The sequence below is a fragment of the Aequorivita sp. IT1282 genome (genome assembly GCF_058068205.1).
This window is the reverse complement of sequence record NZ_JBYRHR010000008.1, coordinates 11,727-38,636: the sequence shown is the minus strand read 5'-3', so window position 1 is coordinate 38,636 and position 26,910 is coordinate 11,727. Positions and strand designations below refer to the sequence as shown.

The following is a 26,910-nucleotide window of genomic DNA, read 5'->3' as shown; positions in this document are numbered from 1 at the left end:
TAGGTTAGGGGGCTTTACGCGTAGTGATAATTCGCCCCGTCTAATTTTACAAAAATAAAGAGTAAAATAGTAAATCCCCAAAGTGCGGAACCGCCATAACTAAAGAAAGGCAGTGGGATTCCAACTGTAGGGAATATACCAGTTACCATCCCAATATTCACGAAAAAGTGAAAAAATAGAATTGCCGCAACACTATATCCATAAACTCTTCCGAATTGATTTTTCTGTTTTTCGGCTCGATAGATAATCCTTGTTATCAGCGCAATAAATAGCAGAACAACAACCATACTTCCCAAAAATCCCCATTCTTCACCTACTGTACTAAAAATGTAGTCTGTGTGTTGTTCGGGTACAAAATTACCTTTTGTTTGCGTGCCTTGCGTCCAACCTTTCCCCAGCCAACTGCCATTACTGATTGCAATTTCACTTTGATTGGTGTTGTAACCAATTCCGCGGGCATCAACCTCTTTCCCTAATATAATATTGAAACGGTCGCGGTGGTGCTGCTTAAAAACATTGTTGAAGATATAACTCACGGAAAATGCAAATGCAATGGAGCTAATTATAACCAATAAATATTTAAGGATATTCGGCCTTTTTTTTCTATTTCTAAAAAATATAACTCCTGCAATTAGAACAATTCCTGCGGCTACCCAGATCGTGCCGAATGCAAGCGTACTCACAAAAAGTACAATTGCAAATAGCGCTAAAAGCAGATAAACCCCGTGCAAACCTTCGCGATACAGCGGAAAAACAAATGCAGCATATATTAAAACACTACCAGGATCTGGTTGCATTATAATTAATAAAACGGGTAATGTGAGAATAATAAGAGCGCCTATCTGATTTTTTAAATCCTGCATATTCGTCTGAATATCGCTTACGTATTTAGCAAGGGCGAGTGCCGTGGCGGCTTTTGCAAATTCACTGGGTTGAAAACTAAAACCTCCAAAGTCATACCAAGCGGTACTTCCGGCGATCGTTTTTCCAAAGAGGAATAGGCCTGCCAACGAAAGTAGCGAAGCAATGTAAATAACACTTGCGTATTTTTCGTAAAATTTAGATTCAATAGCCAAAACGAAAATGATAAGTATTATACTCAAACCTATCCAAATCATCTGTTTGCCATAGATTTGGTTAAAATCAAAATAGCCTTTGGCTGCATCACTTAGTGAAGCGGAATAGATATTAATCCAGCCCATCGATACCAAAGCGATATATATAAAAATGATTAACCAATCAAAACGCACGTAACTTTTGGTAGCTGCCATTAGTGATTTATTGAAAAGGGTTGACCACTGTATTGTTTGGCATATTCTGCTTCCAAGCTTCCTTGGAGTACAAATTTCTCCATATCTGTTCTAGTTATTTCGCCTTTTAGATATTTTTCAATCATAAGTCCGGCAATTCTTCCTGCCCAACGTGAGCCCCAATAACCATTTTCAACAAATACAGCGATGGCTATTTTAGGATTATCTTTAGGAGCAAATGCTACAAAAATGGAGTGATCTGTTAGCTGTACACGCTTGCCATCTATTTTCGTAAAATTTTCTGCAGTTCCAGTCTTTCCACAAACTTCTATTCCCGGAACTTTTATTGAAGCAGCAGTACCGCGTTCATAAACCTGAAACATACCTTCAACAACTGGCTCAAAATGTTTAGGATCGACAGTAGTATTATTTTTTACTTTGAATTTCTGCGGAATTGTATCTGGCCCAATAATATTTTTCATAATATGGGGTGTATAATAATAACCCCGATTGGCGATAGCTGCAGTAAAATTAGCCATTTGCATAGGTGTGAGCAAAACTTCGCCTTGCCCAATAGCGTTAGATATGGTTGCGAGCGAAGACCACTTATGTTCAGGAAATTTATGAATTTTATTATAATAAGCAGATGTTGGTATGTTTCCTCTTTTTCCGCTAGGTAGATCGTAGCCTAAAAAATCGCCCAGACCAAAACTCATAAGGTCTTTTCGCCAAGCGTCTATACCGTCTTGTGGCGTTGGATATGTATCCATCATTCTTTTGTAAACAGTACAGAAATAGGTGTTGCAGGATTTGGCAATACCGGAAACCAATGAAACTGGTCCGCTATGATGACACCTAAGAACTCTTCTGCCAAAATGATACCCCCCAGAACAACCAATAACATCGTCCATGCTTATTGCATTTTCCTGAAGCCCAACTAATGCAGTTAAAGTTTTAAATGGCGATCCTGGAGGATATTCGCCCATTAAAACGCGGTCGTAGAGTGGTTTTCCTATAGTGTCATACCACAATTTTGTAAAGTTTTTAGAACGGTCTCGGCCTACCAATAGCGAAGGATCATAACTTGGTGCGGTAATCAGTGCAAGTATTTCACCCGAATCGGGCTCTATAGCTACAATTCCACCGCGTTTATGGATCATTAATTCTTCACCATATTTCTGAAGTGTTGCATCAATTGTGAGTTGCACATCGAGGCCTCGTTCTGGTAATGTATCGAAAATTCCTTCTTTGTAAGGACCAATATCTCTATTAAAACGGTCTTTCTGAATATATTTTACCCCTTTCACTCCGCGTAAAACTTCTTCGTATTCTTTTTCTACACCCGCTGTACCAATAAGTTCACCCATTTGGTAATACGGGTTTTTATCGATGATGGCGTTATTAACTTCCGCAATGTAGCCCATTACGTTTGCAGAATGGTCTACTTGATATTCGCGAAGCGAGCGCCGCTGAATGTAGAAACCTTCATATTTATACATTTTTTCCGAAAGGGAAGCGTAATCTGCTTTGTTCAATTGGGGAAGCACCACCGAAGGAAGTCGTGGTGAATACACTCGCGCTTTGCGCAATATTTCTTTAAACTCCTCCTTAGATATTTTCATCAACCCACAGAACTCTAAAGTATCCAAAGATTTTACATCTTTGGGAACAACCATAACATCATAGGATGGTTGGTTTGAAACTAAAAGTTTCATATTACGATCGAACATGTACCCGCGCTGTGGATAATCGTACATTACTTTAATAGCGCTGTTTTGCGTTAATGAATCTGATGATGCATCATAAACCTGCAAATAGAAAAGCCGAGCGGTAAAAAGCACACCGGTTAACAAAACCAATACGATAAGTACGATTTTTCTCATGTGGTTTTTCTATTAAAAAGGATCATTGTACCAACAATCACAATAATTGTAAATAGCCCAGAGAACAAGGTAGATTTCAATAGTAATACAGTGTGTTTGAAACTAAAAATTTCCAGCGAAAACATTATTAAATGATGCATAAAAACCAAGGAAGCAATGTAAGTAAGCCGTTCCATTGGATCTGCTTTTCTAATTTTTATGCTATTGTATTCATAACTTACGCCAAAAGAATATTTTAGCACAACAGGCCTAATATATGCTATAAATGCACAAGCCGCAGCGTGTACTCCGCCTGAATCTTCAAAAATATCGATTGAAAGTCCTAATAGGAAACTTAAAAAAATTAGTAGCCCCTTATTTCCGTCTAGCGGGAAAAGCACTATAAATAGTATATATAAATACGGATTAATATATCCGCCAAGATTAACATTGTTAAGCAAAAGCACCTGCAGAAACACCAGCGCTATAAAACGAACAATATTTATTAGTATATCACTGTTCGACATCTTCCACTCCTTTTTCTAATTCTATAATTTCTTTGGCTTCGGTATTTTCTATTAGGTACACGTTTTCAAGACTCGTCATATCGTTAAAGAGGTCAACGTTTACGTAATAATAATTATCGTCATTATCTAAGCGAAAATCTTTTACAGTGCCAATTAATATTCCTTCGGGAAAAATAGTAGAACGCCCGCCGGTAATAATCGTATCACCTTTTTTAAGAGGTGCAAGTCTTGGAATATCAATTAACTGAACAACGTTGGGGTCTTCGGTGTTCCATTTTAGCGAACCGAAATGCCCCGAGTTTTTATGCTTGGCATTAATTCTACTTTTAGTATTCAAAATAGATTGCACGGTTGCGTAATTTTCGGAAACATCGCTCACAATACCCACAATTCCTTTGGAAGAAATAACCCCCAAATCAATTTTTATACTATCCCTACGGCCTTTATCTAAAGTGAGTTGGTTTTTACTTTTAGTATAATTATTGTTGATTACTCGCGAAGTAAAATATTTATATTTACTGGGAAGAACCGTACTGTCAAGCTTTTCGAATACAACGACGTCTTTATATTGGTCAATCTTTTTCCGAAGTTTTAAATTTTCGTACAGCAATTGTTCGTTTTCTTCTGCAAGATTAAAATAATCGGTAATATTATTTCTGAAGGTATAAACGCCGCCAGAAATAAAATTAGCAGAGCTAACAAATTTATTGTTGTGGTAGTTATGAGTCTGAATTGTTAGTGCTACAGAAATAATAAAGAGCACAGCAAACAACAGGAAATTTTTATTCCGAATGAAGAAAAATATAATCTGCTGCATTGCTTTGTGGGGTTAAAATATTCTGTTTTCTGATGGGAGCAACGCCATAAATGGACAATTATTCTTATTATAATTTTTCAATAAAATTACTTCTATCGAAAAATTATTTAATCAACACACTTTTATATTTGTTTAAGTTTTTTAGACAAATACCTGTACCGCGAACAACTGCGCGTAACGGATCTTCAGCAATATACACTGGAAGATCGGTTTTTTGCGAAAGCCTTTTATCTAATCCGCGAAGCATTGAACCACCACCGGCAAGATAAATTCCGGTGTTGTAAATATCTGCGGCAAGTTCTGGCGGTGTTTGTGAAAGTGTTTCCATCACGGCATCTTCAATTCGAAGAATAGATTTATCGAGTGCTTTTGCTATTTCTCTGTACGAAGTTTGTACTTGCTTTGGTTTACCGGTAAGCAAATCACGCCCTTGTACGTCCATTTCATCTGGAGGAAGTTCAAGATCTTCGGTAGCTGCACCAATTTGAATTTTAATTTTTTCAGCAGTGCGCTCGCCCACATAAAGGTTATGTTGGGTACGCATATAATATACAATGTCGTTTGTAAAAACGTCACCGGCAATTTTTATCGATTTATCGCAAACAATGCCACCAAGTGCAATTACTGCTATTTCAGTAGTTCCACCTCCTATGTCCACAACCATATTTCCTTTTGGTTGCATAATATCAACACCAATCCCGATAGCGGCTGCCATTGGTTCGTGGATAAGGTAAACTTCCTTACCATTAACGCGTTCTGCACTTTCTTTTACCGCGCGCATTTCAACTTCAGTAATTCCACTTGGAATACAAATAACCATTCTTAACGAAGGTTTAAGCCATCTCTTTTTTAATGCAGGAATATCGCTGATAAACATGTTTATCATTTTTTCACTCGCGTCAAAATCTGCAATTACTCCATCTTTCAACGGTCTAATTGTTTTAATGTTTTCGTGGGTTTTACCTTGCATCATTGCAGCTTCTCGCCCCACGGCAATTATTTTACCGGTAGTGCGATCTCGCGCAACAATAGACGGAGCGTCCACAACAACTTTATCATTGTGGATTATAAGGGTATTTGCGGTACCCAAGTCAATAGCTATTTCTTCAGTCAGGAAATCAAAAAATCCCATATTTTATATCGTTGAAGTTGAAGGTTAACGTGATATGTTTGGTTTTAACAAATGTAATAAAATTTAATGCTTAAAATGGCGGGTTCCAGTAAATACCATTGCCATTTTATTTGCATTGCAATAATCGATGCTCAATTGATCTTTTATAGAACCTCCAGGCTGAATTACAGCGGTTATTCCAGCATTATCTGCAATTTCCACACAATCTGGAAACGGGAAAAAAGCATCACTTGCCATTACGGCACCTTCAAGATTAAAATTAAAGGCTTTAGCTTTATCTATTGCTTGTCGCAATGCGTCAACGCGGCTGGTTTGGCCGGTACCGCTGGCACAAAGTTGTTTTCCTTTTGCCAAAACAATTGTGTTTGATTTTGTGTGTTTGCAAATTTTAGACGCAAATAACAAATCTTCTAACTCTTGCGAATTGGGTTTATTGTTTGTTGCATTGCTTAAAATTGAAACAGTATCGGTAATGCTATCTTTTTGTTGAACCAAAACGCCATTCAAACAAGTTCTTACAGTATTTGAAGGTAATTCAGATTCTTTTTGAATTAATAAAATTCGGTTTTTCTTTCCTTTTAAAATTTCTTCTGCTTTCGATGAGAAAGAAGGGGCAATAACCACTTCGCAGAAAAGATCGTGAATTTCGTTTGCGGTAGCTTCGTCAATCTCTACATTGCTAATTAAAATTCCGCCAAATGCTGAAACAGAATCACCAGCTAATGCAGCTAAATATGCTTGTTGCACGGTGTCGCGTTGTGCAATTCCGCAGGCGTTGTTGTGTTTTAATATTGCGAAAGTTGGTGCTTCCCCTTTAAATTCGTTCATCAAATTTACGGCTGCGTCAACATCTAAAAGGTTGTTGTAGCTCAATTCTTTACCGTGAAGTTTGGTAAACATTTCGTCAAAATTTCCAAAGAAAAATCCTTTTTGGTGTGGGTTTTCGCCGTAGCGAAGTTCCTGTCCGTTGGTTTCACTTATTTTGAAAACTGGCAATTTTTCTTCCTTGTTGAAATAATTAAAAATCGCCGTGTCGTAATTTGAAGATACGTTGAATGATTTTGCTGCAAATCGCTTGCGATCTTTCAAAGAAACTTCACCGTTATTTGCTGAAATCAATTCTAAAAATTCCGCATAATCATCAACCGAAGAAACGCAAATGGTGTCTTTAAAATTCTTTGCCGCAGCGCGAATCAATGAAATTCCGCCGATGTCAATTTTTTCAATAATATCATCTTCCGAAGCACCCGAAGCAACTGTTTTTTCAAAAGGATACAAATCTACAATCACAGCGTCTAACTGCGGAATGTTGTATTGTGCCATTTCGGCAACATCGCCTTCGTGATCTTGACGATTTAAAATACCGCCAAAAACTTTTGGGTGAAGTGTTTTTACGCGACCACCTAAAATTGAAGGATAATCTGTTACATCTTCCACTGCAATCACGTCGATTCCAAGATCGTTTATGAATTTTTCAGTGCCTCCTGTGGAGTATATTTTTACATTTTGTTCGTGTAGTTTTTTAACGATTGGGGCAAGGCCTTCTTTGCTAAAAACGGAAATTAAAGCGGATGAGATTTTTTTGGAATTGTTCATTCTTGAAAATTAAGGTGCAAAAGTACATAATTGCGTAGTAAATTTGTAACATAAGCCAAGAGAAAACGTCTTACTTTTAATAAATTTATCAACCCTCTTTTGAAAGTGTAATTGAAATTGAAGCAGAAGGGTATTTTGAGGAGTACATAATCAAAAATCGTAATTCTACAATCGTAAATCTAAAATCATAGATGCTAATATACCTCCGCGTATTAAAGGAAAGTTTCAATTTTGCGCTCAACGCGCTTAAAAATAATAAGCTTCGAACATTTTTGTCGTTAGTTGGAGTTACTATTGGAATCTTTTCTATTATAGCGGTACTTGCAGCAGTAGATTCTTTAAAACGCGAAATTCAGGGAAGTATTAGCGGTTTAGATAATAGCACAATATTTTTGGGGAAATATTCTTTTGGCCCAACCGATATTCCTTCTTGGAAACGTGAGCAGTTTCCCGACGTAACTTACGATGAATACCAATATCTAAAAAAATCGGTGCCTAACTTATTGGCGGCGTCTTACACATTAAACGTTGGTAGCGAAAATATTAAGAGTGATGACAAATCTGTTGAAAATGTTGCAATTGGCGCAGTTACCGACGAATATTACGAAATTGAAGCGCTTAAAATAGCTGAAGGCAGGTTTTTTAATGAATCTGAATCTATCAGTGGTTCGCCAGTAATTGTTTTGGGCGATGAAATTGCGAATACGCTTTATGGCTCACCGCAAGTAGCAATTGGTAAAAAGTTGCGATTATACGGCAGAAAATTTACTGTAATTGGAGTGCTGAAAAAGGAGGGAAGCAATATTTTTGGCGGAAATAGTAAAGATACTTCAGTTTATCTTCCAGTTAATTTAGCACGAAGAGTTTTTGGCGATTCAAACAAAAATACATTTCCCTTTATCATTATAAAACCCGAAAAAGGAATAGACGAGGCCGAATTTATTGCGACCTTAAAACAAAAAATGCGTATTTCACGTGGAATGAAACCAGACGATATTGACACCTTTTTTGTGAATCAATTACAAGGTTTTGCAGATGTTATTGATAAAATAACAGGTACAATGAATATTATCGGACTCGTAATAAGCGGCTTTTCACTGCTTGTGGGCGGTTTCGGAATTGCAAACATTATGTTTGTGAGCGTAAAAGAACGAACCAATTTAATTGGGATTCAAAAATCGTTGGGTGCGAAGAATAAATTTATTCTTTTTCAATTCTTGTTTGAAGCTGTAATTCTTGCAATAATTGGCGGTTTAATCGGCTTGTTTTTAGTGTTTATCGTTTCAATTATAGCCTCCCAATTCACGGGCGATTTCGAGTTTGTACTTTCTCCGTGGAATATGTTTATTGGGACCGCAATTTCTGCAGCAATTGGTTTAATCGCTGGAATTATACCAGCCATTTCAGCTTCAAAATTAGATCCGGTGGAGGCAATTAGAACGGGAATGTAAAATAATTAAGAATTCTGAATTCAGAATTCTTAATTCAGAATTTTCGCAACTTCTTCGTTTACCCATTCCAAAAAGCGCTCATCTTCTTCAGAAAATGGATCTGCAACGTGCGAGTCAATATCTATTTGCCCAATGTTTTTTCCGTCTTTAAAAAGCGGAATTACAATTTCAGATTTCACTGTAATACTACACGCAATGTAGTTGTCTTGCGCAGCCACATCTGCCACAACAAAATTTTTGTTGCTTACCGCTACTTGACCGCAAATCCCTTTTCCGAAAGGAATTACTATGTGGTCTGTTGGTTCGCCTGCAAACGCTTTTAAGTGAAGTGTTTTTTCAGCTTCATTTGCAAAGTAGAACCCAACCCAATCGTAATAGGCAATGGAACTTTGCAAAAGCTCGCAGACAGCTGTTAAGCGTTGTTCGGCACTTTCGCTATTGTTGGATAAAATCGTGTTAAGTTGTGGTTTTAAATTTGAAAAAGACATAGGTTTATAAATCTAAATTAAGTTGGCAAAAGTATTTCAAAACGGTTACAAACGCCAAATACAAATACTGTATTTTTGTTAAATATGACAGTTTCATATTTATACTTTAAATATTTGCTGAGCATGTTTGAAGCATTATAAAAAAGAATCAAGTTTTTGAAAGAACTTTTTAAAAAATACTGGGTTGTAGTTCGTTTCATCCTACTTTTTATGGGCGCATATTTGCTGTTCAGTATTTTGTATTCCTTCTATTTAAAAGCATCTGCCGACGGCGCTTTTTTCCCAGATTATATTACAAATCTCGTTGCCCAACAGTGTAAGTCGGTGCTGGCAGCTTTTGGTTATGTTTCTAATTTATCACCAAGTATTCTGCAGCAAGGAATGTTATTGACCATAAATAATGATTACACAGTAAGCATTGTGGAAGGTTGTAATTCTATAAGTGTTATCATTTTGTTTATATCCTTTATTATCGCCTTTGCAGAGAATTTTAAAAAAACCTTTCTATTTCTTTTTGCGGGAGCTGTTCTAATTTACATCGTTAACTTGCTGCGTATTGTTATTTTAATTGTTGCGTTGTACAAATTCCCACAGTTCGAAAATATGCTGCATTCCGTTGTTTTTCCAGGGATTATCTATGGAATGGTTTTTATTTTATGGATGGTTTGGGTGCGGATGTTGAAACCAAATACCACAACATGAGCAAGATTTTAAAAATATTGGGCGTTATAGGACTCGCTGGTTTGCTGGTGTTTATTCGTGGATATGAAGACGTGTTATTTTACGATCCACTTTTACATTTCTTTGAAACGGACTACAAAAGTTTGCCATTACCAGAAATGGACATTTTTGCACTTCAAACTGGACTCGCACTACGTTTTTTGATGAATACAATTATTTCATTATTAATTATTTGGTTAATTTTTAAGGATATGGAAATTATAAAACTATCCCTTATTCTTTACGGTCTGCTCTTTGCGCTGCTTTTTTTAGTTTTCAGTTTTATCATTTTCACATCGGAAGATACCAGCGGGCACTTCGTATTATTCTATGTTCGGCGGTTCTTAATTCAGCCGTTGTTTTTACTTATTTTATTACCTGCTTTTTATTTTCAGAAGTACAAATCACTTTGATATTTTAATACCTTTGTAATCTAAATTTTAAGAAAAATGAAAAATATATCACTTATACTCTTTGCTGTTATTTCATTAACAATAGTTTCCTGCAAGGACAACGCAAAACAAAGCGAGCCCGAAGTAGTAACTGTAGATAACACTGAAATTGAAGCTTACGAAATAGCAGAAACAGAAGCAGAATTCAACGACCCAAAGGTTGAAGCTATTTTTGAACAATACTTGAACGTGGAAGCGGCTTTAGTAAATACGGATGCTGCTAAAACAGCTTCGGAATCTACAAAACTTGAAATACTGCTAAAAGAAATGAATGCCGAAGAAGCTACCCAAACAGCAGTTTCCGCAATGGCAAGTTCTGAAGATATAAAAGTGCAGCGTCAAAACTTTGAGGCTTTAAGCAGTGGTGTTGAAACTATGTTGAAAGGTTCACTGAAATCTGGAACACTTTACAAGCAATACTGCCCAATGGCTTTTAATAACAAAGGCGCATATTGGATAAGCAGCAGTAGAGATATTTTAAATCCTTATTTTGGCGATAAAATGCTGAAATGTGGTAGAGTAGATGCTGAACTAAAATAATTTTAACAAAGCCTTCCGATTTTAAGGAGGGCTTTTTTTTGTACTTTTGTATTATAATGAAAAAATCCATTTCCATATTCCTTTCTATACTGATGCTAGCCAGCAGTTCGGGGATTGCGTATGCCCAGCATTTCTGCAGTGGGATGGAAATGATGGCTGAAATTACTTTGGGCGAAAAACATCTTTCTTGTGGCATGGAATCAGACGGCCCAAATTCAGATTGTGGGTCCCAAACTGCGTTAGCCGATGCTCACGATTGTTGCAAAAATCACGTAACCAAAATACACACCGACGACAATTTTGCAAAAGCTTCTTTTGATTTAAAATTCAGTAAATCCTTTGTCGCAACTTTTGTCTCTGTATTTATATTACAGGAAGTTGAAATAGCTTCCATTGAAAAAACCTTCTTCGCGGATTACAGTCCGCCACCGCTCGAACAGAACTTAAATATTCTGTACGAGACCTTCTTGATTTGATTAATACCTGCGATTGCAGGTAACTAATGATTAAAACTCCATTCTTCTATGGAGCAAGTTTTCATATAAATCAAATCTAAAAAGATGAAACATAAAATTATATTAGCCTTATTCTTGAATCTGGTTTTTCTTCAATTTTCCTATTCGCAGGAAAAGGAGGAAGGGCCTATCAGAGAATACACATTGACCATTGAAAAAGAAACTGTAAACTTCACAGGAAAAGAAGTTGTGGGAATGACGGTTAACGGCAGTATTCCTGGGCCCACCCTTGAATTTACAGAAGGCGAACAAGCCGTAATTCACGTTATAAATAAAATGGACGTGGAAACTTCAGTCCATTGGCACGGAATAATTCTGCCAAATTTCCAAGATGGAGTACCCTATTTAACTACACCTCCCATACTTCCGGGCACAACATTTACCTATAAATTTCCTATAGAACAATCTGGTACGTATTGGTATCATTCGCATACAATGCTTCAAGAGCAGAGCGGCGTGTTTGGTTCTATTGTTATTCAGCCCAAAGAAAAGACCTTGGATTATAATAAAGAATTGGTGCTTATGCTTTCCGACTGGACCAATGAAAATCCTCACAACGTAATGCGTAATTTAAAACGTGGCAATGAATGGTATGGAATGAAAAAAGGCACATCTACCCCTTTAAATCAAGTAATTGGACGCGGTGCATTGGGTGCTCAAATCGATTTTTGGCGACAACGGATGGAAGGCGCAGACATTGCCGATATTTACTATCCCGCTTTTTTGATTAATGGAAAACAGATAGCAGAATATCCTGAATTTGAGCCGGGCGAAAAAGTTAGATTACGAATTATAGATGGATCTGCTTCTTCACAATTCTGGATGACTTTTGGTGGAGAAACCCCCTTGTTGGTTGCTGCCGATGGGCTTGATGTTGTGCCTGTAAAAAGAAACAAAACCTTTATCGCAATAGCTGAAACCTACGACTTTATTGTAACAATTCCAGCAAATGGAAAGCTTGAGTTTAGGGCAATGGCACAAGATGGTTCTGGTACAGCTTTCGCGTATTTTGGAAAAGGTGAAATTGTTTCAGCCCCGATAGTAGCAAAGCCAGATAAGATTGCAATGATGCAGGAAATGGCTAAAATGAAGATGAAAATGGGCGCCCACGCAATTAAATTTCAACCCAAAAAAGATGAGCGTTTTGAAATGAAAGAAGAATACCGAATGGTAATGGATGACATGAAAGATATGGATATGGACCATTCTAAAATGGATCATTCTAAGATGAAAATGCCGAAAGATTCAACAAAAGTTGATCATTCTAAAATGGATCATTCTAAGATGGAAATGCCGAAAGAATCAGAAAAAGAAGACCATTCCAAAATGAAAATGGATGAAGAGCCAATGAAAATGGAGGGGATGGATATGAATTCAGATTACAATTATGATTATCTGAAATCTCCTGAAAAGACTAATTATTCTGCAGACGTTCCCGTTACAGAAATTCTCTTGAATCTTACCGGAAATATGAGCCGCTATATTTGGAGTATGAATGGTGTGCCGCTTTCTGAAACGGATAATATTAAAATTAAAGGCAATGAGGTAACGCGAATTACTTTGAATAATCTCACAATGATGCATCACCCAATGCATTTGCACGGACATTTTTTTAGAGTTATTAATGAAAATGGCGAATATTCTCCCTTAAAACACACTGTAAACGTGCCTCCAATGGAGCAAATTACAATTGAATTTTACGGTGATACTTATGGCGATTGGTTTTTCCATTGTCACGTGCTTTACCACATGATGGGAGGAATGGCGCGCGTTTTTAGTTACGAAACTCCACGGGATGAACGTTTGCAAGAGTTTCCTGTTTCCAAAATTATAAACGAGGCCAACCATTTTTATACTTGGAGTACCGCAGATGTGGCTTCGCATATGGCTGAATTGAACCTGACCGCCTCAAATTTGAGAAATCAATTCAATGTAATGGCAGAATATGGCTGGAACGAGAATATTGAAGCTGAGGTTACTTATGAGCGGTATCTGCACGATTATTTGCGTGTTTTTGGAGGGGTAAATGTGGAAAATGGAACGGAAGATAGCCTGGACGAAATTGAAACCACTGCCATTCTTGGTATACGTTATTTAACTCCCTATTTGTTTAATTTGGATGTGCGCATAGACAATAAACTTCGTCCTCAAATTGGGCTGCAACGAGAAATAATGATCTTTCCCCGAACAGCTGCCTTTGGAATGATTGAATATCAAGCAGATTTTGGACTTGTTGATGATTTTCCAATGGGTATTGATTACGGTGACGAATTAACCTGGAACGCAGGTCTTGAATATTTTCTATCGAAGAATTTTTCTTTGATGGCTAGCTATGACAACCGCTTTGGTGCGGGTGGAGGATTATCAATTCGCTTTTAAATAAAAATAAAAATGAAACATACATATAAAATACACGGAATGACTTGCAATGGCTGCCGAGGTCATGTGGAAGAAACGCTGAACAAAATTGAAGGCGTTTCCAAAGCATCGGTTAACCTCGAAAAAGCCGAAGCCGTCATTGAAATGGAAAAGCATATTCCATTACAAGTTTTTGAAAAAGCTTTGGAAGACGATGGCGGAAGCTATAGTATTTCTCTTCCCGATGATGCAGAAGCATTGCAAAAGCATCAAGATAAAAAGGAAGAAAAAAAAGACAAGCAAAGTAGCTCCGGAACTTTCTACTGCCCAATGCACTGCGAAGGCGAAAAAACATACAACAAGCCTGGCGACTGCCCTGTTTGCGGAATGGATTTAGTAGAAGAAGTAAAAATTACAGCAAATACGGCAACAGAATATACGTGCCCAATGCATCCCGAGATAGTTCGCGACGAACCGGGTTCGTGCCCAATTTGTGGGATGGATTTAGTGCCAAAAGAAGTGGACGAATCTGCCGAAAACAAATCGTATAAAACCTTATTGAGAAAGTTTTGGATCGCGGTAGCTTTCACGGTTCCTATCTTTTTGATAGCAATGTCTGAAATGATTCCAAACAATCCATTGTACGATTTGATGCCAATGGGTAATTGGAATTGGTTACAATTCGGACTTTCAATTCCAGTGGTTTTTTATGCCACGTGGATGTTTTTTGAACGTGCGTATCGCTCCATAAAAACTTGGAATTTGAATATGTTTACCCTCATCGGGATTGGTGCAGGTGTTGCTTGGATTTTTAGTGTTTTCGGGATGCTATTTCCAGACTTTTTTCCCGCACAATTTAAAACAGAAATGGGCACCGTGCACGTTTATTTTGAAGCAGCGACGGTGATTCTTACCCTAGTTTTAATGGGACAAGTTTTGGAGGCTCGTGCACACAATCGCACTAATTCGGCAGTGAAAGAGTTGTTGAAATTAGCACCAAATAAAGCAGTTAGAATTGTTGATGGAAAAGAAGAAACAATTGCGATCGATAAAATTGTGGTCGGCGATAAACTTCGTGTAAAACCAGGCGAAAAAATCCCAGTGGATGGAAGCATTCTCGAAGGCGAAAGCTCCATTGACGAGGCAATGATTACCGGTGAGCCAGTTCCAGTTTCTAAAGGTGTGGGCGATAAAGTGAGTTCGGGAACCATTAATGGTAAACAGACTTTTGTAATGAAAGCCGAAAAAGTAGGAAGCGACACTTTGCTTTCACAAATCATTGAAATGGTAAATAAAGCCAGCCGAAGCCGTGCGCCAATTCAGAAGTTGGCAGATAAAATTTCGGGCTATTTTGTGCCAATAGTGGTTTTAATTTCGGTTATCACTTTTGTTGTTTGGGCTATTTACGGGCCTGAGCCAGCTTATGTTTATGCCCTAGTTAACGCAATTGCGGTTTTGATAATCGCTTGTCCGTGCGCGCTAGGTCTAGCAACACCAATGTCTGTTATGGTTGGAGTAGGGAAGGGCGCCCAAAACGGTGTGCTTATAAAGAATGCCGAAGCGCTCGAAATACTTAACAAAATTGACGTTTTGATTATTGACAAAACCGGAACAATTACAGAGGGAAAACCGTCAGTTGAAAAAGTGGGGACTTCTGGAGATATTTCAGAAGAAGAAGTGCTTAAATATATTGTTTCGCTGAATCAAAATAGTGAGCACCCATTGGCTGATGCTACTGTAAAATACGGAAAGGAAAAAAATTCCGAAGTTTTAAAAACTACAGATTTCGATTCGGTAACGGGAAAAGGTGTTACAGGAATTATCAACGGAAAAAAAGTAGCGCTCGGGAACGATAAAATGATGGAAGAAGCTGGCGCAGCTATTTCCGAAGAGCTTCAAAAGAAAATTACAGAAGAGCAGCAAAAAGGTAAAACTGTGCCGATGCTTTCTATTGACGGAAAAGTAGTGGGTTATGTTGTAATCGCTGATAAAATTAAAGAAACCAGTAAAAAAGCAATCGCCGAACTTCAGGAAAAAGGAATTCAGGTTATAATGCTAACTGGCGATAATCACGATACCGCAAAAGCAGTGGCTTCCGAATTAAATCTCACAGATTTTAAAGCTGAAATGCTTCCGCAGAACAAAATGGAAGTTGTTGAAAAATTGCAAGCCGAAGGCAAAAAAGTGGCAATGGCTGGCGACGGAATAAACGATGCTCCAGCTTTGGCAAAAAGCGATGTGGGAATTGCGATGGGAACCGGAACTGATGTAGCCATTGAAAGTGCCGGAATTACCTTAGTAAAAGGTGATTTGCACGGGATTGTAAAAGCTTTTCATTTAAGTGAAAAAGTAATGGGCAATATCAAGCAAAACTTATTTTTTGCTTTAATCTATAACACAATCGGGGTGCCAATTGCCGCGGGAGTGCTCTTTCCAGTTTTCGGAATATTATTATCACCAATGATTGCCGCGCTGGCAATGAGTTTCAGCTCGGTTTCTGTAATTACTAATGCGCTTCGTTTGCGCACAGCAAAAATTGATTAAATGAAAAATATACTATACATACTATTTATACTCCCACTTTTTGTTTTTTCACAGGAAAAAATAACGGGATCCATTACTGAAAATGTAAACAACGAAGAAGTTCCGCTTGGTGGTGCAAATGTTTACTGGTTAAATACATCGGTGGGATCGGTTACTGATTTTGACGGTAATTTTGAAATTTCGTATAAACCTGAATACAAAAAACTCGTCATTAGTTATGTGGGTTATAAAACAGATACTATATCGGTAAATTCACGAAAAAAGATTTCACATTCTTTAGTTTCTACGGCCAATCTTGATGAGGTTACGGTTACGGCTAGGCAGAAAGCAACTGCGCGTTCTTTTATTCAATCTGCAAATGTTTTGAATGTAAGTAGTGCAGAACTTTTAAAAGCAGCGTGTTGTAATCTGGCTGAAAGTTTCGAAACAAATCCGTCTATTGATGTAAATTTTGCCGACGCTATTTCGGGAACACGACAAATTAAAATGCTGGGTTTAACAAGCCCATACATTTTAATTACTACTGAAAATGTACCGAGTATTCGTGGAGCTTCACAAGCTTACGGTTTAAGTTTTATTCCTGGCACTTGGGTGGAAAGTATTCAAATTACCAAAGGTGCCGGAAGTGTTACGAACGGCTACGAAAGTATTGCGGGACAAATTAATGCCGAATTACAAAAACCTTCCACAGACGATAAACTTTTTGTTAATGCTTATGGCGCAGGAAACGGGCGTTTTGAGTTGAATACGCACCTTAATACAAAAGTGAGCGAGCGATGGAGCACTGGTTTATATATTCACGGAAATATGCGAGATACCGAATTTGATGGCAATGACGATTCCTTTCTCGACGCTCCATTGATGCGTCAAGTTAATGTAATGAACCGTTGGCAATACGTAGATCAAGAAAATGGTTATGTGGGCTTTTTTAATATTCGTTATTTGAATGATGAAAAACAGACGGGACAAATTCTTTATGATGAAGAAACAGATCGCGGTACCACAAACGCTTGGGGAAGTGAGATTAAAACAGAACGCATTGATCTTTCGGGTAAATTTGGTTTCGTAAATCCAGATATTCCGTGGCAAACTGGTGGTTTGCAACTTGCGTATAGCCATCACAATCAAGAGTCTTATTTTGGATTAAACGATTACAATATTCAGCACAATAGTTTGTACGCTAATTTTCTGTACAATTCTATAATAAGCGATTCGCGACATAAAATAAAAACAGGCGTTAGCGCAACTTACGATGGTTACGACGAATTAGTTTTAACTGAAAATTATAATAGAATTGAAAATTCTGTTGGTGCGTTTTTTGAGTACAATTTTGACAATTTGGGCGATTTAAACTTTACTGCCGGAATACGTGCCGATGTTCACAATAGATTGGGAGCATTCTTAACACCTCGTTTTCACTTGCGTTACACGCCTTGGGAAAAGTCGGCTTTTAGAGTTTCTGCGGGAAGAGGAAAGCGTAGTGCTAATATTTTTACCGAAAATCAAAACCTTTTTGCTACTTCGCGAAGCTTAAATATTTTGGGCAATGGTGGAGCTATTTACGGTTTGGATCCTGAAATTGCTTGGAATTATGGAGTTTCCTTTATGCAGGGTTTTAACCTTTTTGGACAACAAGGCGATATCACTTTCGATTTTTACAGAACAGATTTTGTAAACCAAATAGTTGTGGATTGGGAAAATCCTACAGAGATAAATTTTTATAATCTGGAAGGAGACAGTTATTCAAACAACTATCAAGTGGAGTTTAATTATAATCCGTTTAAACATTTCGATATGCGATTGGCTTATAAATATTACGATGTGGAGACCACTTATTTAAGCGGGAAGAAGCAAAACCCATTAACGCCAAACCATCGGTTTTTTGCAAATGCTTCGTTTCAAACACATCAAAAAACTAATGGGTCAAACTGGAAGTTTGATGCAACTTTCAACTATTTGGGTGAGCAGCGATTTGCTTCAAACGAAACTTATTTAAACACCATTGGGCTGTCCGAATTTTCGCCAAGTGTATCCACCGTGAATGCACAGGTAACTAAAGTTTTTTCGCCTAATTTTGAAGTCTATGTGGGCGGGGAAAACATAACGAATGTAAAACAGAATAATCCAATAGCAGGAAGCGATAATCCATTTGGATCAACTTTTGACACCACGTACGTTTATGGTCCAGTTTTTGGAAGTTCGTATTATGCGGGGATTCGCTATAGAATTAATTAATATGCTAGATTTCTGAAATAATGAAATTCATCTCAAATACATCAATAATAAAGTAATCGATAATCAGTAATAACAACAACTAATATTTTGAATATGAAAAAAGCAATTTTAATTTTCAGTTTAATGTTTATTGGTGCAACAGGTTTTGCCCAAGACAAAAATGCCAAAGCCACTATTGAGGTAGATGGCGTGTGTAATATGTGTAAAGACAGAATTGAGAAAGCGTCCATACAGGCGAAAGGCGTAAAGTCTGCAGTTTGGAATGTAGACACGCACGAGCTAAACCTTATATATAATGAGGGAAAAACCGATTTAGCTACAATTCAGCAAAGCATAGCCGATAGCGGCCACGACACTCAAGAAATTAAAGCCAAAGATGAGGTGTATAATCAAATAGATCCTTGTTGTAAGTATCGCGATCAGCAAGTGATTGACGATCATAAAAATGATTAGTTTTTCTTCAACAAAAAGCTATTGTTAAACTTTAGCCAAGGAGAGAATAATTTAACAGCGCCTCTTTTTACCTTTATATTGTTAATTAAAAAAAGTAACTGTTATGTCACAACAACAAGGTAACAAAAAGCCGCAACCTGCGAAAGCTACACCAGCTAAACAGGATAACAAAAAGGCTTCGCCAACTGCTCCTAAGAAGAAGTAGTCTGCGATTGGTTTATTTGCAAACCATAAGAAACCATCCCTCGAAAGACGGATGGTTTTTTCATGGTGGCAACTTCTAAAATTAATGTGTGGTTTCAACCCTATTTCATATTTTTACTTCACAAATTACAAATCAAAATAAATGAAACAAATATTAGGAATAGGTTCTCGAATAGATCATCCCAAATATGGAAAGGGAGTTGTTACCAATGTTACTTCAAAAATGTATTGGGTAACTTTTATAGCTGATGGTTTAGAAACAATTGCAACAGACGATGATTTTGAAATTATTGAAGCAGCCGAAGATGAAGTAGACACCGTAAGTTTTTACGATGTTGAAAAAAGCCTTCGCGACATTCTTAAAAAGTGGAATGGTTTCAGCGAAATAGTTCCGATAGCCGACAAGTGGAAGGGTGGAACAATTATTCTGAAACCAGCCGATTCAAATTTGAGTTCAAAAGAAATTCCGATTGATACTTTTTTCCACAAAATAGTTATGCTTCGCGATCGGCTTCGTGTAATGGAGCAAAAAATTAACGCGAGTAAAGAAATGGACGATCAGGACAAGATAGATCTTCAGCAATATATAACTAGGTGTTATGGTAGTTTAACAACGTTTAATGTGCTTTTTAAAAGTGTTTCGCAGCAGTTTAAAGGGGAGGGTTCTAGCAAGTAGAATTATTCTTTATATTCTGAATTAACTTGCTTTTTAAAACAGGATTTTATTGAATAATCTGAAGATAATTAACAGTTTTTAAAGAGGTTCTTGAAATATGTTAAAATGCTCCAAAACACCATGGTATGCGTTGTTGAGGCAATTTTGAGTACAGTGTTAGTAAATAATTTAAATTATTTTTGGGGTAGTTGTTTGTATTTGTTAATTTTTGAATTCGTTCACAGATGCAAGAAAACCAAGCCTTTGCGAAAATTTGGGATAGATTTTGGAGAAATACGAGTTTTTTAAAATAACTTTTTGATAAAATTTTCATAATCTACTTTGCATAAAAGTTGGAATTGTAAGATTTTATTGGCACTTTTGGTGGGCTAATTCAAACAAACAAAAAAATGAAAACAAAGTTTAGTGGAATTTTAACACTATTAGTAGTGTTGATTGTGCAGCTATCATTTGCACAGGAAAAAACAATTTCCGGAACGGTTACCGATGACACAGGTTTACCACTTCCAGGAGTTAACATAATTATACAGGGTACTAGTACCGGAACGCAGTCTGATTTTGATGGTAACTATACCATTGATGCTGCCGCTGGACAGACGCTTGTTTATAGCTATGTAGGTTTTGAAACCCAAGAGATTGCTATTGGGGCTTCAAATAAAATGAACGTTACTATGCAAGCTGGTTCTATGTTGGACGAGGTTGTAGTAACTGCGCTTGGTGTATCTCGTGAGAAACAATCATTGGGGTATTCAACGCAACAAGTTGAAGGAGAAGATATCGCTGCAGTTAAAGGGAACAACTTTACAAACGCCCTTTCTGGAAAAGTATCTGGTCTTCAAATTAGAAGAAACAACAACTTTGGTGGTTCTACCAACGTAGTTATTAGAGGTAATGCTTCTTTAACTGGTGATAACCAAGCGTTGTTTGTAATTGATGGAGTGCCAATTAGTAACAGAAACACCAACTCTGCTGGTCAGACTCAGGCTTCTGGTAACTATTATGATTATGGTAACGCTGCGGCGGACATTAACCCAGACGACATTGAGTCTATTAACGTACTTAAAGGTGCGGCGGCTTCTGCTCTTTATGGTTCACGTGCTGCTAACGGTGTAATTATCATTACAACTAAAAAAGGTACTAAATCTAAAGGCATGGGAGTTACTATTAACTCAAATGCTACTGTTGGTTTTATCGACAAAAGTACTTTTGCTGAATACCAAAACCAATACGGTCCTGGTTACGGCGATTACTTTACTTTTGAAGATATCAACGGTGACGGTACAGACGATCAAGTAGAAAACTATGTTGATGATGCATCTTACGGTCCTGCTTTTGATCCAAACTTGTTTATTTACCAATGGGATTCATTTGATCCTTCTTCACCTAACTACTTGAAGAAAACGGCATACACTGCTGCAGAGAATGGTCCATTAACTTTCTTTGAAACTCCGGTTACACTTACTAACTCTATTTCCATTTCAAATGGTATGGAGAATGGTTCTTACCGTATGTCTTATACTAAAATTGACCAATCAGGTTTAATGCCTAATAGTACTTTAGATAGACATAACTTTATCTTTAGTGGAACGTATGATGTTAGTGAAAAACTAAAAGCAAGCGGTTTTGTTAACTATATTAAGACTGATGCATTGGGTCGTAACTCTACTGGTTATAATGATAACGTAGTAGGTAACATGAAACAATGGTGGGCAGTTAGTACAGATTTACAAGCTCAAAAAGATATTTATTTCGCTACACGTAGAAACGTAAGCTGGAACCCAGGAAGTTCTGAGCCAGGTGCTGCTCCAATTTATTGGGATAACCCATACTGGACACGTTACGAAAACTACCAGAATGACAATAGAAGTCGTTTTATTGGTAACTTCGAACTTAACTACGAACTAGCTGATTGGGTTAATATTACTGGTAGAGTTTCTACTGATACATATAACGAAAGTCAAGAAGAGCGTAGAGCTGTTGGTTCTGTTGCAACTACATTTGGTGTTGCTCGTGGAAACGTTGATTCTGGTTACTTAAGAAGAGACATTACAGCTACTGAAACAAACTACGATTTAATGTTTAACTTCAATACAGACATTACTGAAAACTTAAGTTTTGCAGGTATTTTAGGATCAAACATTAGAAGAACTGAATTCAATTCTTTAACAACATCTACCGCTGGTGGATTGGTGATTCCAGGACTTTATTCATTACAGAATAGTGCTTCAGCACTTCCAAACCCAGCTGAACAAGCTGAACAAATTGGAGTTGATGGTGTTTACGCTAGTGCATCTTTCGGATTCGCTAACGTTGTATATTTAGATGGTACAATAAGAAGAGACCGTTTCTCTACTTTACCTAAGGAAAATAGTTCATTCTACTATCCATCTGTTTCAACAAGTTTTGTATTCAGTAAATTGTTAGATGTTAATGCTATTAGTTTTGGTAAACTTCGTGTAAACTACGCTGAAGTAGGTAACGGAGCTCCTTTTGATAGATTGAAAGATACTTATGTAATTAATGGTGATGTAGGAAATTCTATTCCTAACACAGCAAATAATGCTAATCTAGAGCCAGAGCGTACTAAAAGTTACGAAGCAGGTTTAGAAATGAGATTTGCAAATAACAGATTAGGTTTTGATGTATCTTACTACAAATCTAACTCTATTAACCAAATTGTTACTGTGCCAATTTCTGCATCTACTGGTTATACTGGTAAATTGCTTAACGCAGGAGAAATTCAAAACAAAGGTATTGAGGTTTCCTTAAATGCTATGCCAATTAAAAATGATAATTTTTCTTGGTCGATCAATGCAAACTGGACTGAAAACAAGAGTGAAGTAATTGCTTTGCCTGATGGAATTACAAACCTACAATTAGGTAGTTTCCAAGGTGGTGTTTCTATTAACGCAGAGTTAGGTCAGCCTTACGGTGTTATTTACGGTCAAGATTATGTATACTTAGATGGTCAAAGAGTTGTTGATCCAGAAAGTGGACGTTACCTTAAAACTCCTGCTTCAAACAACATTCTTGGAGATACTAACCCAGAATGGTTAGCAGGTATTACAAACACCTTTACTTACAAAGACCTTTCTTTTAGTTTCCTTATCGATATTCAAGAAGGCGGAAGCCTTTTCTCTCTTGACCAGTATTACGGTCAAGCGACTGGTATTTATGCAAACACAGCATTTACTAATGATTTAGGAAATCCTGTTAGAAATACTTTAGAGAATGGTGGTGGTTACATCAACGCAGGTGTTAACCCTGATGGTTCTACAAATACAACTAGAACTGATGCTAACGGATTTAGTGGTTTTGGATATGCTGCTTTACCAGCTGCAGAGTTTGTATACGATGCGAGTTACATAAAACTTCGTCAAGTATCACTTACTTACACTATGCCATCAAAATATCTTGATAACACATTTATGACTGGTTTGTCTTTTAGCGTTTCAGGTTCTAACCTTTGGATAATCGACAAAAACTTGCCATATGCTGATCCAGAAGCAGGTTTGAGCTCTGGTAACCTTCAAGGATATGTTACTGGTTCATTGCCAACTACCCAAGATTACGGGTTTAACATTAAAGCACAATTTTAATATATAGACAAATGAAAAAAATATTTTTAATTTTAACTGCGGCAGTTATGGCCGTGTCGTGTTCAGACAGTCTTGAGGACCTGAACCAAAATATAAAGGATCCTACTGCGGTTAGTGGTGAAAGTTTATTTGCCGCTGCTCAAAAGCAGTTGGCTGATCAAATTGTGACTCCCAACGTAAACAATAACAACTTAAGATTGTGGACGCAACAACTGCAGGAAACGACGTATACAGATGAAAGTCGATACGATCAAATTACCCGTGGTATTCCTGATATTCACTGGAGAGAAATGTACAGAGACGTTCTAAAAGATTTAGACGAATCTGCTAGAATTATTTCTGAGACTGACAACGATCTTACTAATGCACTTAAACCTAACAAACTTGCTATTATTGAAGTTCTTACGGTTTATGCTTACAGTAACTTGGTAGAAACTTACGGAGATGTTCCTTATAGCGAAGCTTTAGATATTGATAATCTTTTGCCAGTTTATGATGACGGTCTAACTGTTTACAAAGATTTAATTGCTCGTTTAAGTGCAGCCATCGGTGGAATGAATACTGGTGTTGCTAGCTTTAGTGGTGGTGAAGATCTTATGTACAGTGGTGATGTTGCACATTGGAAAAAATTTGCTAATTCTTTAAAATTAAGAATGGGTATTATGCTTTCTGATGTTGATAGTGGTTTAGCTGCTTCAACTGTAGCATCTGCTGTTACAGGTGGTGTATTTACAAGCAATGCAGATAACGGAAGTTATATGTATTCTCCATCTGCACCAAACAACAACCCAATGAATAATAACTTGGTTTTAAGTGGTCGTAATGACTATGTTGCTGCGGTTACTATTATCGATATAATGAATGGTTTGGAAGATCCAAGAAGACCTTCTTATTTTACAGATGTTGATGGTGAGTATATTGGTGGTCAAATAGGTGAGATTTCTGCTTACCCAAACTTCTCTCACGTTGCTGATCGTTTAGTAGATCCATCTGAGCCTGGTGTTCTTCTTTCATATGTTGAAGTTAGATTTTTATTGGCTGAAGGTGCTGCAAGAGGATTCGCTGTTGGCGGTGACGCTGCAACGCATTATACAGCTGCTATTACTGCTTCTTTCGACTTTTGGAATGCGGATGATGTAGCAGGTTACCTTGCAAATCCAGCAGTAGATTATACTAGCGCATTAGCTGCAAGTACATCTACTCCAGCTTGGAAACAAGTTATTGGTACACAAGCTTACTTAGGTCTTTACAACAGAACTTTTGCTAACTACCTTTCTATACGTCGTTTGGATTATCCAATTTTGGATGAGCCAACTGGTGCTGATTCTGGTTTCCCAGTTCGTTATTTATATCCTGTTGGAGAGCAAACTTTGAATCGTGCAAATTACGATGCTGCTTCAGCCGCTATTGGTGGTGACGCTGCCGAAACTCAGTTGTTTTGGGATAAGTTTTATACATTCGATTTTTAAGAAATAGCTAACAAAGCAATTTCAATTATATAAGAATCCTCGGCTTTTAGCCGGGGATTTTTTTTGCTTTAATTCCAGAAAATATTGAAACTATAAAAACGTTATATTTACGAAATACCCTGAACCTATGCTGTTTTTTTTCCTTTCTGAAGCCTATGCTCCTTGGCTTGCTCCCTATGTAACTGCAATAGTTTTGATTGGGTTTGTATACTTCTTTTTAACCCTTTTGGAATATTGGTATGCTTCAATTTATAGCAAACCTCCATTTAGACATTACTTTACTTATAAAAAGCTTTCGGATTCGCAATTAGTGATACTTAAAAATGAATTCGGTTTTTATAAAAAGCTTTCAGAAAAACATAAAAAACAATTTGAACACAGAGTTGCCCATTTTATTTCTGAAAAGGAATTTATAGACAGAGAAAATCTAGTTGTTACCGAACAAATGATCGTGTTGATTGCTGCTATAGGATGTATGCTCAGTTTCGGAAGAAAAAATTACTCGTACTCACTAATTAATTTTATACTTATATATCCTGAGGAGTTTTTCAGCACCATAAATAAAAACTACCACAAAGGTGAATTTAATCCAAAGGAAAAAGCCTTAGTGCTGTCGTGGAAGGATTTTGAAGAAGGTTTTAGAATAAGTAACGACAATCTGAATGTGGGAATCCATGAATTTATGCACGCAATGCAGCTTGAAGCCAGAAGAGGGCGAGATTTAGATTCAGTGCGATTCTCGAAACAGTTCAAAAATATTTTAAAGCAATTGTCGCTTAAAGAAGTGCAAGAGAAGTTGCATAGAACAGAATTTTTTCGTGCCTACGCATTCACCAATCAATATGAATTTATGGCTGTATTGGCTGAATATTTCTTTGAATCTCCCTAAGACTTTAAAAGCAATTTCCCTGTTATTTATAACCACACAAAAAAGTTGCTGAATTTCAATTTTGCAGATTTTTAAATCGAATTTGTTAATTAGGTATTATATATTGGAAGAATACTTTCAAAAGAATTTCACTGCAAACTGCAACTGAATACTGCTACTTTTTAATATTTTCAACTATAATCTTTGCGTGTACTCTTGAGTTTTCTATAAACCATTTGTGAGTTTCCATACCTCCACAGATAACCCCTGCCAAATAGAGCCCTTTTACGTTGCTTTGCATCGTTTCGGGATTGTATGTAGGCAATTGATTTTTATCGTTACTAAGCGTAACTCCTAGTTGTTTTAAAAACTCAAAATTTGGTTTGTAACCAGTAAGTGCAACTACAAAATCGTTTTCAAGAGTTTTCGTGCCTTCGGGAGTTTTAATAACTATAGATTTATCAGTTATTTCGGTTATTTCAGAATTAAAAAAAGCTTTAATACTTCCTTCTTTAATTCGGTTTTCAATATCAGGTTTTACCCAATATTTTACGCGATCGCCTAGTTCTGAACCTCGAACTACCATCGTTACTTCGCCACCTTTTCGCCATATTTCTAAAGCTGCATCTACAGACGAATTGCTTGCGCCAACAACTACTACTTTTTGCATAACAAAAGGATGTGCTTCTTTGTAGTAATGCATAACCTTCGGTAAATCTTCCCCCGGAACATTTAGCAGTTTTGGAATGTCGTAAAACCCAGTGCTTACAATTATATTTTTTGCTGAATAGGTGTTTTTATCTGAAGTAATTACGAAACCATTCTCAGTGTTTACAACCGAGAAAATTTCTTCGTATAAATTAATTTGAAGTTTATTTGAAGTAGCAACCCTTCGATAGTATTCCAGCGCTTCGTTGCGAGTAGGTTTGGGATTGTTACTTATAAAGGGAATATCGTCAATCTCTAATTTTTCCGAAGTAGAGAAAAAGGTCATATTTAATGGATAGTTGTAGATGGAATTGGTAAGTGCACCTTTTTCAATAACTACATAATCCAATCCATTCTTTTTGCATTCTAACGCACACGCAATGCCAATGGGTCCTGCGCCTATAATTAGAACGTCTTTGAGCTTTTTGTCAATTGACATTCAAGAA

The 26,910-nt window shown here is 37.0% G+C and carries 21 protein-coding genes; 13 read left to right on the top strand and 8 right to left on the bottom strand.

The window, feature by feature from the left end:
- Nucleotides 1–14: 14 nt before the first annotated feature.
- From rodA to purH, 6 genes are all read right to left on the bottom strand, one after another.
- Entirely contained in the window at nt 15–1,271 is a 1,257-nt protein-coding gene (gene rodA / locus AC3RVG_RS15615) for a rod shape-determining protein RodA (protein WP_489692412.1), read from the bottom strand.
- The gene (gene mrdA, locus AC3RVG_RS15610; protein ID WP_489692411.1) at nt 1,271–3,133 is read right to left on the bottom strand and encodes a penicillin-binding protein 2; all 1,863 of its coding nucleotides are present in this window, start codon (nt 3,131–3,133) and stop codon (nt 1,271–1,273) included. The genes rodA and mrdA overlap by 1 nt, the downstream gene beginning before the upstream one ends.
- Nucleotides 3,130–3,639, bottom strand: a complete 510-nt coding sequence (locus AC3RVG_RS15605; protein ID WP_489692410.1) for a rod shape-determining protein MreD — start codon at nt 3,637–3,639, stop codon at nt 3,130–3,132. The genes mrdA and AC3RVG_RS15605 overlap by 4 nt, the downstream gene beginning before the upstream one ends.
- On the bottom strand, nt 3,626–4,456 hold the full coding sequence (gene mreC / locus AC3RVG_RS15600; protein ID WP_489692409.1) for a rod shape-determining protein MreC: 831 nt from the start codon (nt 4,454–4,456) through the stop codon (nt 3,626–3,628). The genes AC3RVG_RS15605 and mreC overlap by 14 nt, the downstream gene beginning before the upstream one ends.
- A 103-nt stretch (nt 4,457–4,559) precedes the next feature.
- Nucleotides 4,560–5,588 carry a rod shape-determining protein gene (locus AC3RVG_RS15595; protein WP_111844475.1) on the bottom strand — a complete coding sequence of 343 codons (1,029 nt, stop codon included), beginning with the start codon at nt 5,586–5,588 and terminating at the stop codon, nt 4,560–4,562.
- 63 nt (nt 5,589–5,651) lie between these two features.
- The gene (purH, locus tag AC3RVG_RS15590) at nt 5,652–7,184 is read right to left on the bottom strand and encodes a bifunctional phosphoribosylaminoimidazolecarboxamide formyltransferase/IMP cyclohydrolase (protein ID WP_489692408.1); all 1,533 of its coding nucleotides are present in this window, start codon (nt 7,182–7,184) and stop codon (nt 5,652–5,654) included.
- 191 nt (nt 7,185–7,375) lie between these two features.
- On the opposite strand from purH, the gene AC3RVG_RS15585 reads away from it, so the two are divergent.
- A complete protein-coding gene (locus tag AC3RVG_RS15585) occupies nt 7,376–8,635 on the top strand; it encodes an ABC transporter permease (RefSeq protein ID WP_489692407.1) in 1,260 nt (419 codons plus the stop codon).
- 29 nt (nt 8,636–8,664) lie between these two features.
- Here AC3RVG_RS15585 and AC3RVG_RS15580 read toward each other — a convergent pair whose 3' ends face one another.
- Nucleotides 8,665–9,123 carry a GAF domain-containing protein gene (locus AC3RVG_RS15580; RefSeq protein ID WP_489692406.1) on the bottom strand — a complete coding sequence of 153 codons (459 nt, stop codon included), beginning with the start codon at nt 9,121–9,123 and terminating at the stop codon, nt 8,665–8,667.
- A gap of 156 nt (nt 9,124–9,279) precedes the next feature.
- On the opposite strand from AC3RVG_RS15580, the gene xrtF reads away from it, so the two are divergent.
- The 12 genes from xrtF (at nt 9,280) to AC3RVG_RS15520 (ending at nt 25,777) form a co-directional block, all read left to right on the top strand.
- Entirely contained in the window at nt 9,280–9,825 is a 546-nt protein-coding gene (gene xrtF / locus AC3RVG_RS15575; protein WP_489692405.1) for an exosortase family protein XrtF, read from the top strand.
- Nucleotides 9,822–10,256 (top strand): exosortase F system-associated membrane protein, encoded by a 435-nt coding sequence (locus AC3RVG_RS15570; protein ID WP_489692404.1) that lies wholly within the window; start codon nt 9,822–9,824, stop codon nt 10,254–10,256. Before xrtF ends, AC3RVG_RS15570 begins: the two co-directional genes overlap by 4 nt.
- A gap of 36 nt (nt 10,257–10,292) precedes the next feature.
- Nucleotides 10,293–10,835: a DUF3347 domain-containing protein gene (locus AC3RVG_RS15565; protein ID WP_489692403.1), complete on the top strand. Its 543-nt coding sequence runs from the start codon at nt 10,293–10,295 to the stop codon at nt 10,833–10,835.
- Nucleotides 10,836–10,891: 56 nt separating this feature from the next.
- A complete protein-coding gene (locus AC3RVG_RS15560) occupies nt 10,892–11,311 on the top strand; it encodes an HYC_CC_PP family protein (protein ID WP_489692402.1) in 420 nt (139 codons plus the stop codon).
- 84 nt (nt 11,312–11,395) lie between these two features.
- Entirely contained in the window at nt 11,396–13,729 is a 2,334-nt protein-coding gene (locus AC3RVG_RS15555) for a multicopper oxidase domain-containing protein (protein WP_489692401.1), read from the top strand.
- Between the two features lie 12 nt (nt 13,730–13,741).
- Entirely contained in the window at nt 13,742–16,252 is a 2,511-nt protein-coding gene (locus AC3RVG_RS15550; RefSeq protein WP_489692400.1) for a heavy metal translocating P-type ATPase, read from the top strand.
- Nucleotides 16,253–18,487 carry a TonB-dependent receptor gene (locus AC3RVG_RS15545; protein ID WP_489692399.1) on the top strand — a complete coding sequence of 745 codons (2,235 nt, stop codon included), beginning with the start codon at nt 16,253–16,255 and terminating at the stop codon, nt 18,485–18,487.
- Between the two features lie 93 nt (nt 18,488–18,580).
- Nucleotides 18,581–18,940, top strand: a complete 360-nt coding sequence (locus tag AC3RVG_RS15540) for a heavy-metal-associated domain-containing protein (protein WP_489692398.1) — start codon at nt 18,581–18,583, stop codon at nt 18,938–18,940.
- Between the two features lie 346 nt (nt 18,941–19,286).
- Nucleotides 19,287–19,820, top strand: a complete 534-nt coding sequence (locus tag AC3RVG_RS15535; RefSeq protein WP_489692397.1) for a DUF8685 domain-containing protein — start codon at nt 19,287–19,289, stop codon at nt 19,818–19,820.
- 389 nt (nt 19,821–20,209) lie between these two features.
- On the top strand, nt 20,210–23,419 hold the full coding sequence (locus AC3RVG_RS15530) for a SusC/RagA family TonB-linked outer membrane protein (RefSeq protein WP_489692396.1): 3,210 nt from the start codon (nt 20,210–20,212) through the stop codon (nt 23,417–23,419).
- A gap of 11 nt (nt 23,420–23,430) precedes the next feature.
- Nucleotides 23,431–24,888, top strand: coding sequence for a SusD/RagB family nutrient-binding outer membrane lipoprotein (locus AC3RVG_RS15525; protein WP_489692395.1), 1,458 nt, complete (start codon nt 23,431–23,433; stop codon nt 24,886–24,888).
- Nucleotides 24,889–25,015: 127 nt separating this feature from the next.
- Nucleotides 25,016–25,777 (top strand): zinc-dependent peptidase, encoded by a 762-nt coding sequence (locus AC3RVG_RS15520; RefSeq protein WP_489692394.1) that lies wholly within the window; start codon nt 25,016–25,018, stop codon nt 25,775–25,777.
- A gap of 154 nt (nt 25,778–25,931) precedes the next feature.
- On the opposite strand, the gene AC3RVG_RS15515 is transcribed toward AC3RVG_RS15520, so the two are convergent.
- Nucleotides 25,932–26,903 carry a YpdA family putative bacillithiol disulfide reductase gene (locus AC3RVG_RS15515; RefSeq protein ID WP_489692393.1) on the bottom strand — a complete coding sequence of 324 codons (972 nt, stop codon included), beginning with the start codon at nt 26,901–26,903 and terminating at the stop codon, nt 25,932–25,934.
- Between the last annotated feature and the right edge of the window lie 7 nt (nt 26,904–26,910).

Bases quoted from the DNA above. Each gene is read 5' to 3' on its own strand.
- rodA (WP_489692412.1), bottom strand. From the start codon at position 1,271: ATGGCAGCTACCAAAAGTTACGTGCGTTTTGATTGGTTAATCATTTTT.
- mrdA (WP_489692411.1), bottom strand. From the start codon at position 3,133: ATGAGAAAAATCGTACTTATCGTATTGGTTTTGTTAACCGGTGTGCTT.
- AC3RVG_RS15605 (WP_489692410.1), bottom strand. From the start codon at position 3,639: ATGTCGAACAGTGATATACTAATAAATATTGTTCGTTTTATAGCGCTG.
- mreC (WP_489692409.1), bottom strand. From the start codon at position 4,456: ATGCAGCAGATTATATTTTTCTTCATTCGGAATAAAAATTTCCTGTTG.
- AC3RVG_RS15595 (WP_111844475.1), bottom strand. From the start codon at position 5,588: ATGGGATTTTTTGATTTCCTGACTGAAGAAATAGCTATTGACTTGGGT.
- purH (WP_489692408.1), bottom strand. From the start codon at position 7,184: ATGAACAATTCCAAAAAAATCTCATCCGCTTTAATTTCCGTTTTTAGC.
- AC3RVG_RS15585 (WP_489692407.1), top strand. From the start codon at position 7,376: ATGCTAATATACCTCCGCGTATTAAAGGAAAGTTTCAATTTTGCGCTC.
- AC3RVG_RS15580 (WP_489692406.1), bottom strand. From the start codon at position 9,123: ATGTCTTTTTCAAATTTAAAACCACAACTTAACACGATTTTATCCAAC.
- AC3RVG_RS15570 (WP_489692404.1), top strand. From the start codon at position 9,822: ATGAGCAAGATTTTAAAAATATTGGGCGTTATAGGACTCGCTGGTTTG.
- AC3RVG_RS15565 (WP_489692403.1), top strand. From the start codon at position 10,293: ATGAAAAATATATCACTTATACTCTTTGCTGTTATTTCATTAACAATA.
- AC3RVG_RS15560 (WP_489692402.1), top strand. From the start codon at position 10,892: ATGAAAAAATCCATTTCCATATTCCTTTCTATACTGATGCTAGCCAGC.
- AC3RVG_RS15555 (WP_489692401.1), top strand. From the start codon at position 11,396: ATGAAACATAAAATTATATTAGCCTTATTCTTGAATCTGGTTTTTCTT.
- AC3RVG_RS15550 (WP_489692400.1), top strand. From the start codon at position 13,742: ATGAAACATACATATAAAATACACGGAATGACTTGCAATGGCTGCCGA.
- AC3RVG_RS15545 (WP_489692399.1), top strand. From the start codon at position 16,253: ATGAAAAATATACTATACATACTATTTATACTCCCACTTTTTGTTTTT.
- AC3RVG_RS15540 (WP_489692398.1), top strand. From the start codon at position 18,581: ATGAAAAAAGCAATTTTAATTTTCAGTTTAATGTTTATTGGTGCAACA.
- AC3RVG_RS15535 (WP_489692397.1), top strand. From the start codon at position 19,287: ATGAAACAAATATTAGGAATAGGTTCTCGAATAGATCATCCCAAATAT.
- AC3RVG_RS15530 (WP_489692396.1), top strand. From the start codon at position 20,210: ATGAAAACAAAGTTTAGTGGAATTTTAACACTATTAGTAGTGTTGATT.
- AC3RVG_RS15525 (WP_489692395.1), top strand. From the start codon at position 23,431: ATGAAAAAAATATTTTTAATTTTAACTGCGGCAGTTATGGCCGTGTCG.
- AC3RVG_RS15520 (WP_489692394.1), top strand. From the start codon at position 25,016: ATGCTGTTTTTTTTCCTTTCTGAAGCCTATGCTCCTTGGCTTGCTCCC.
- AC3RVG_RS15515 (WP_489692393.1), bottom strand. From the start codon at position 26,903: ATGTCAATTGACAAAAAGCTCAAAGACGTTCTAATTATAGGCGCAGGA.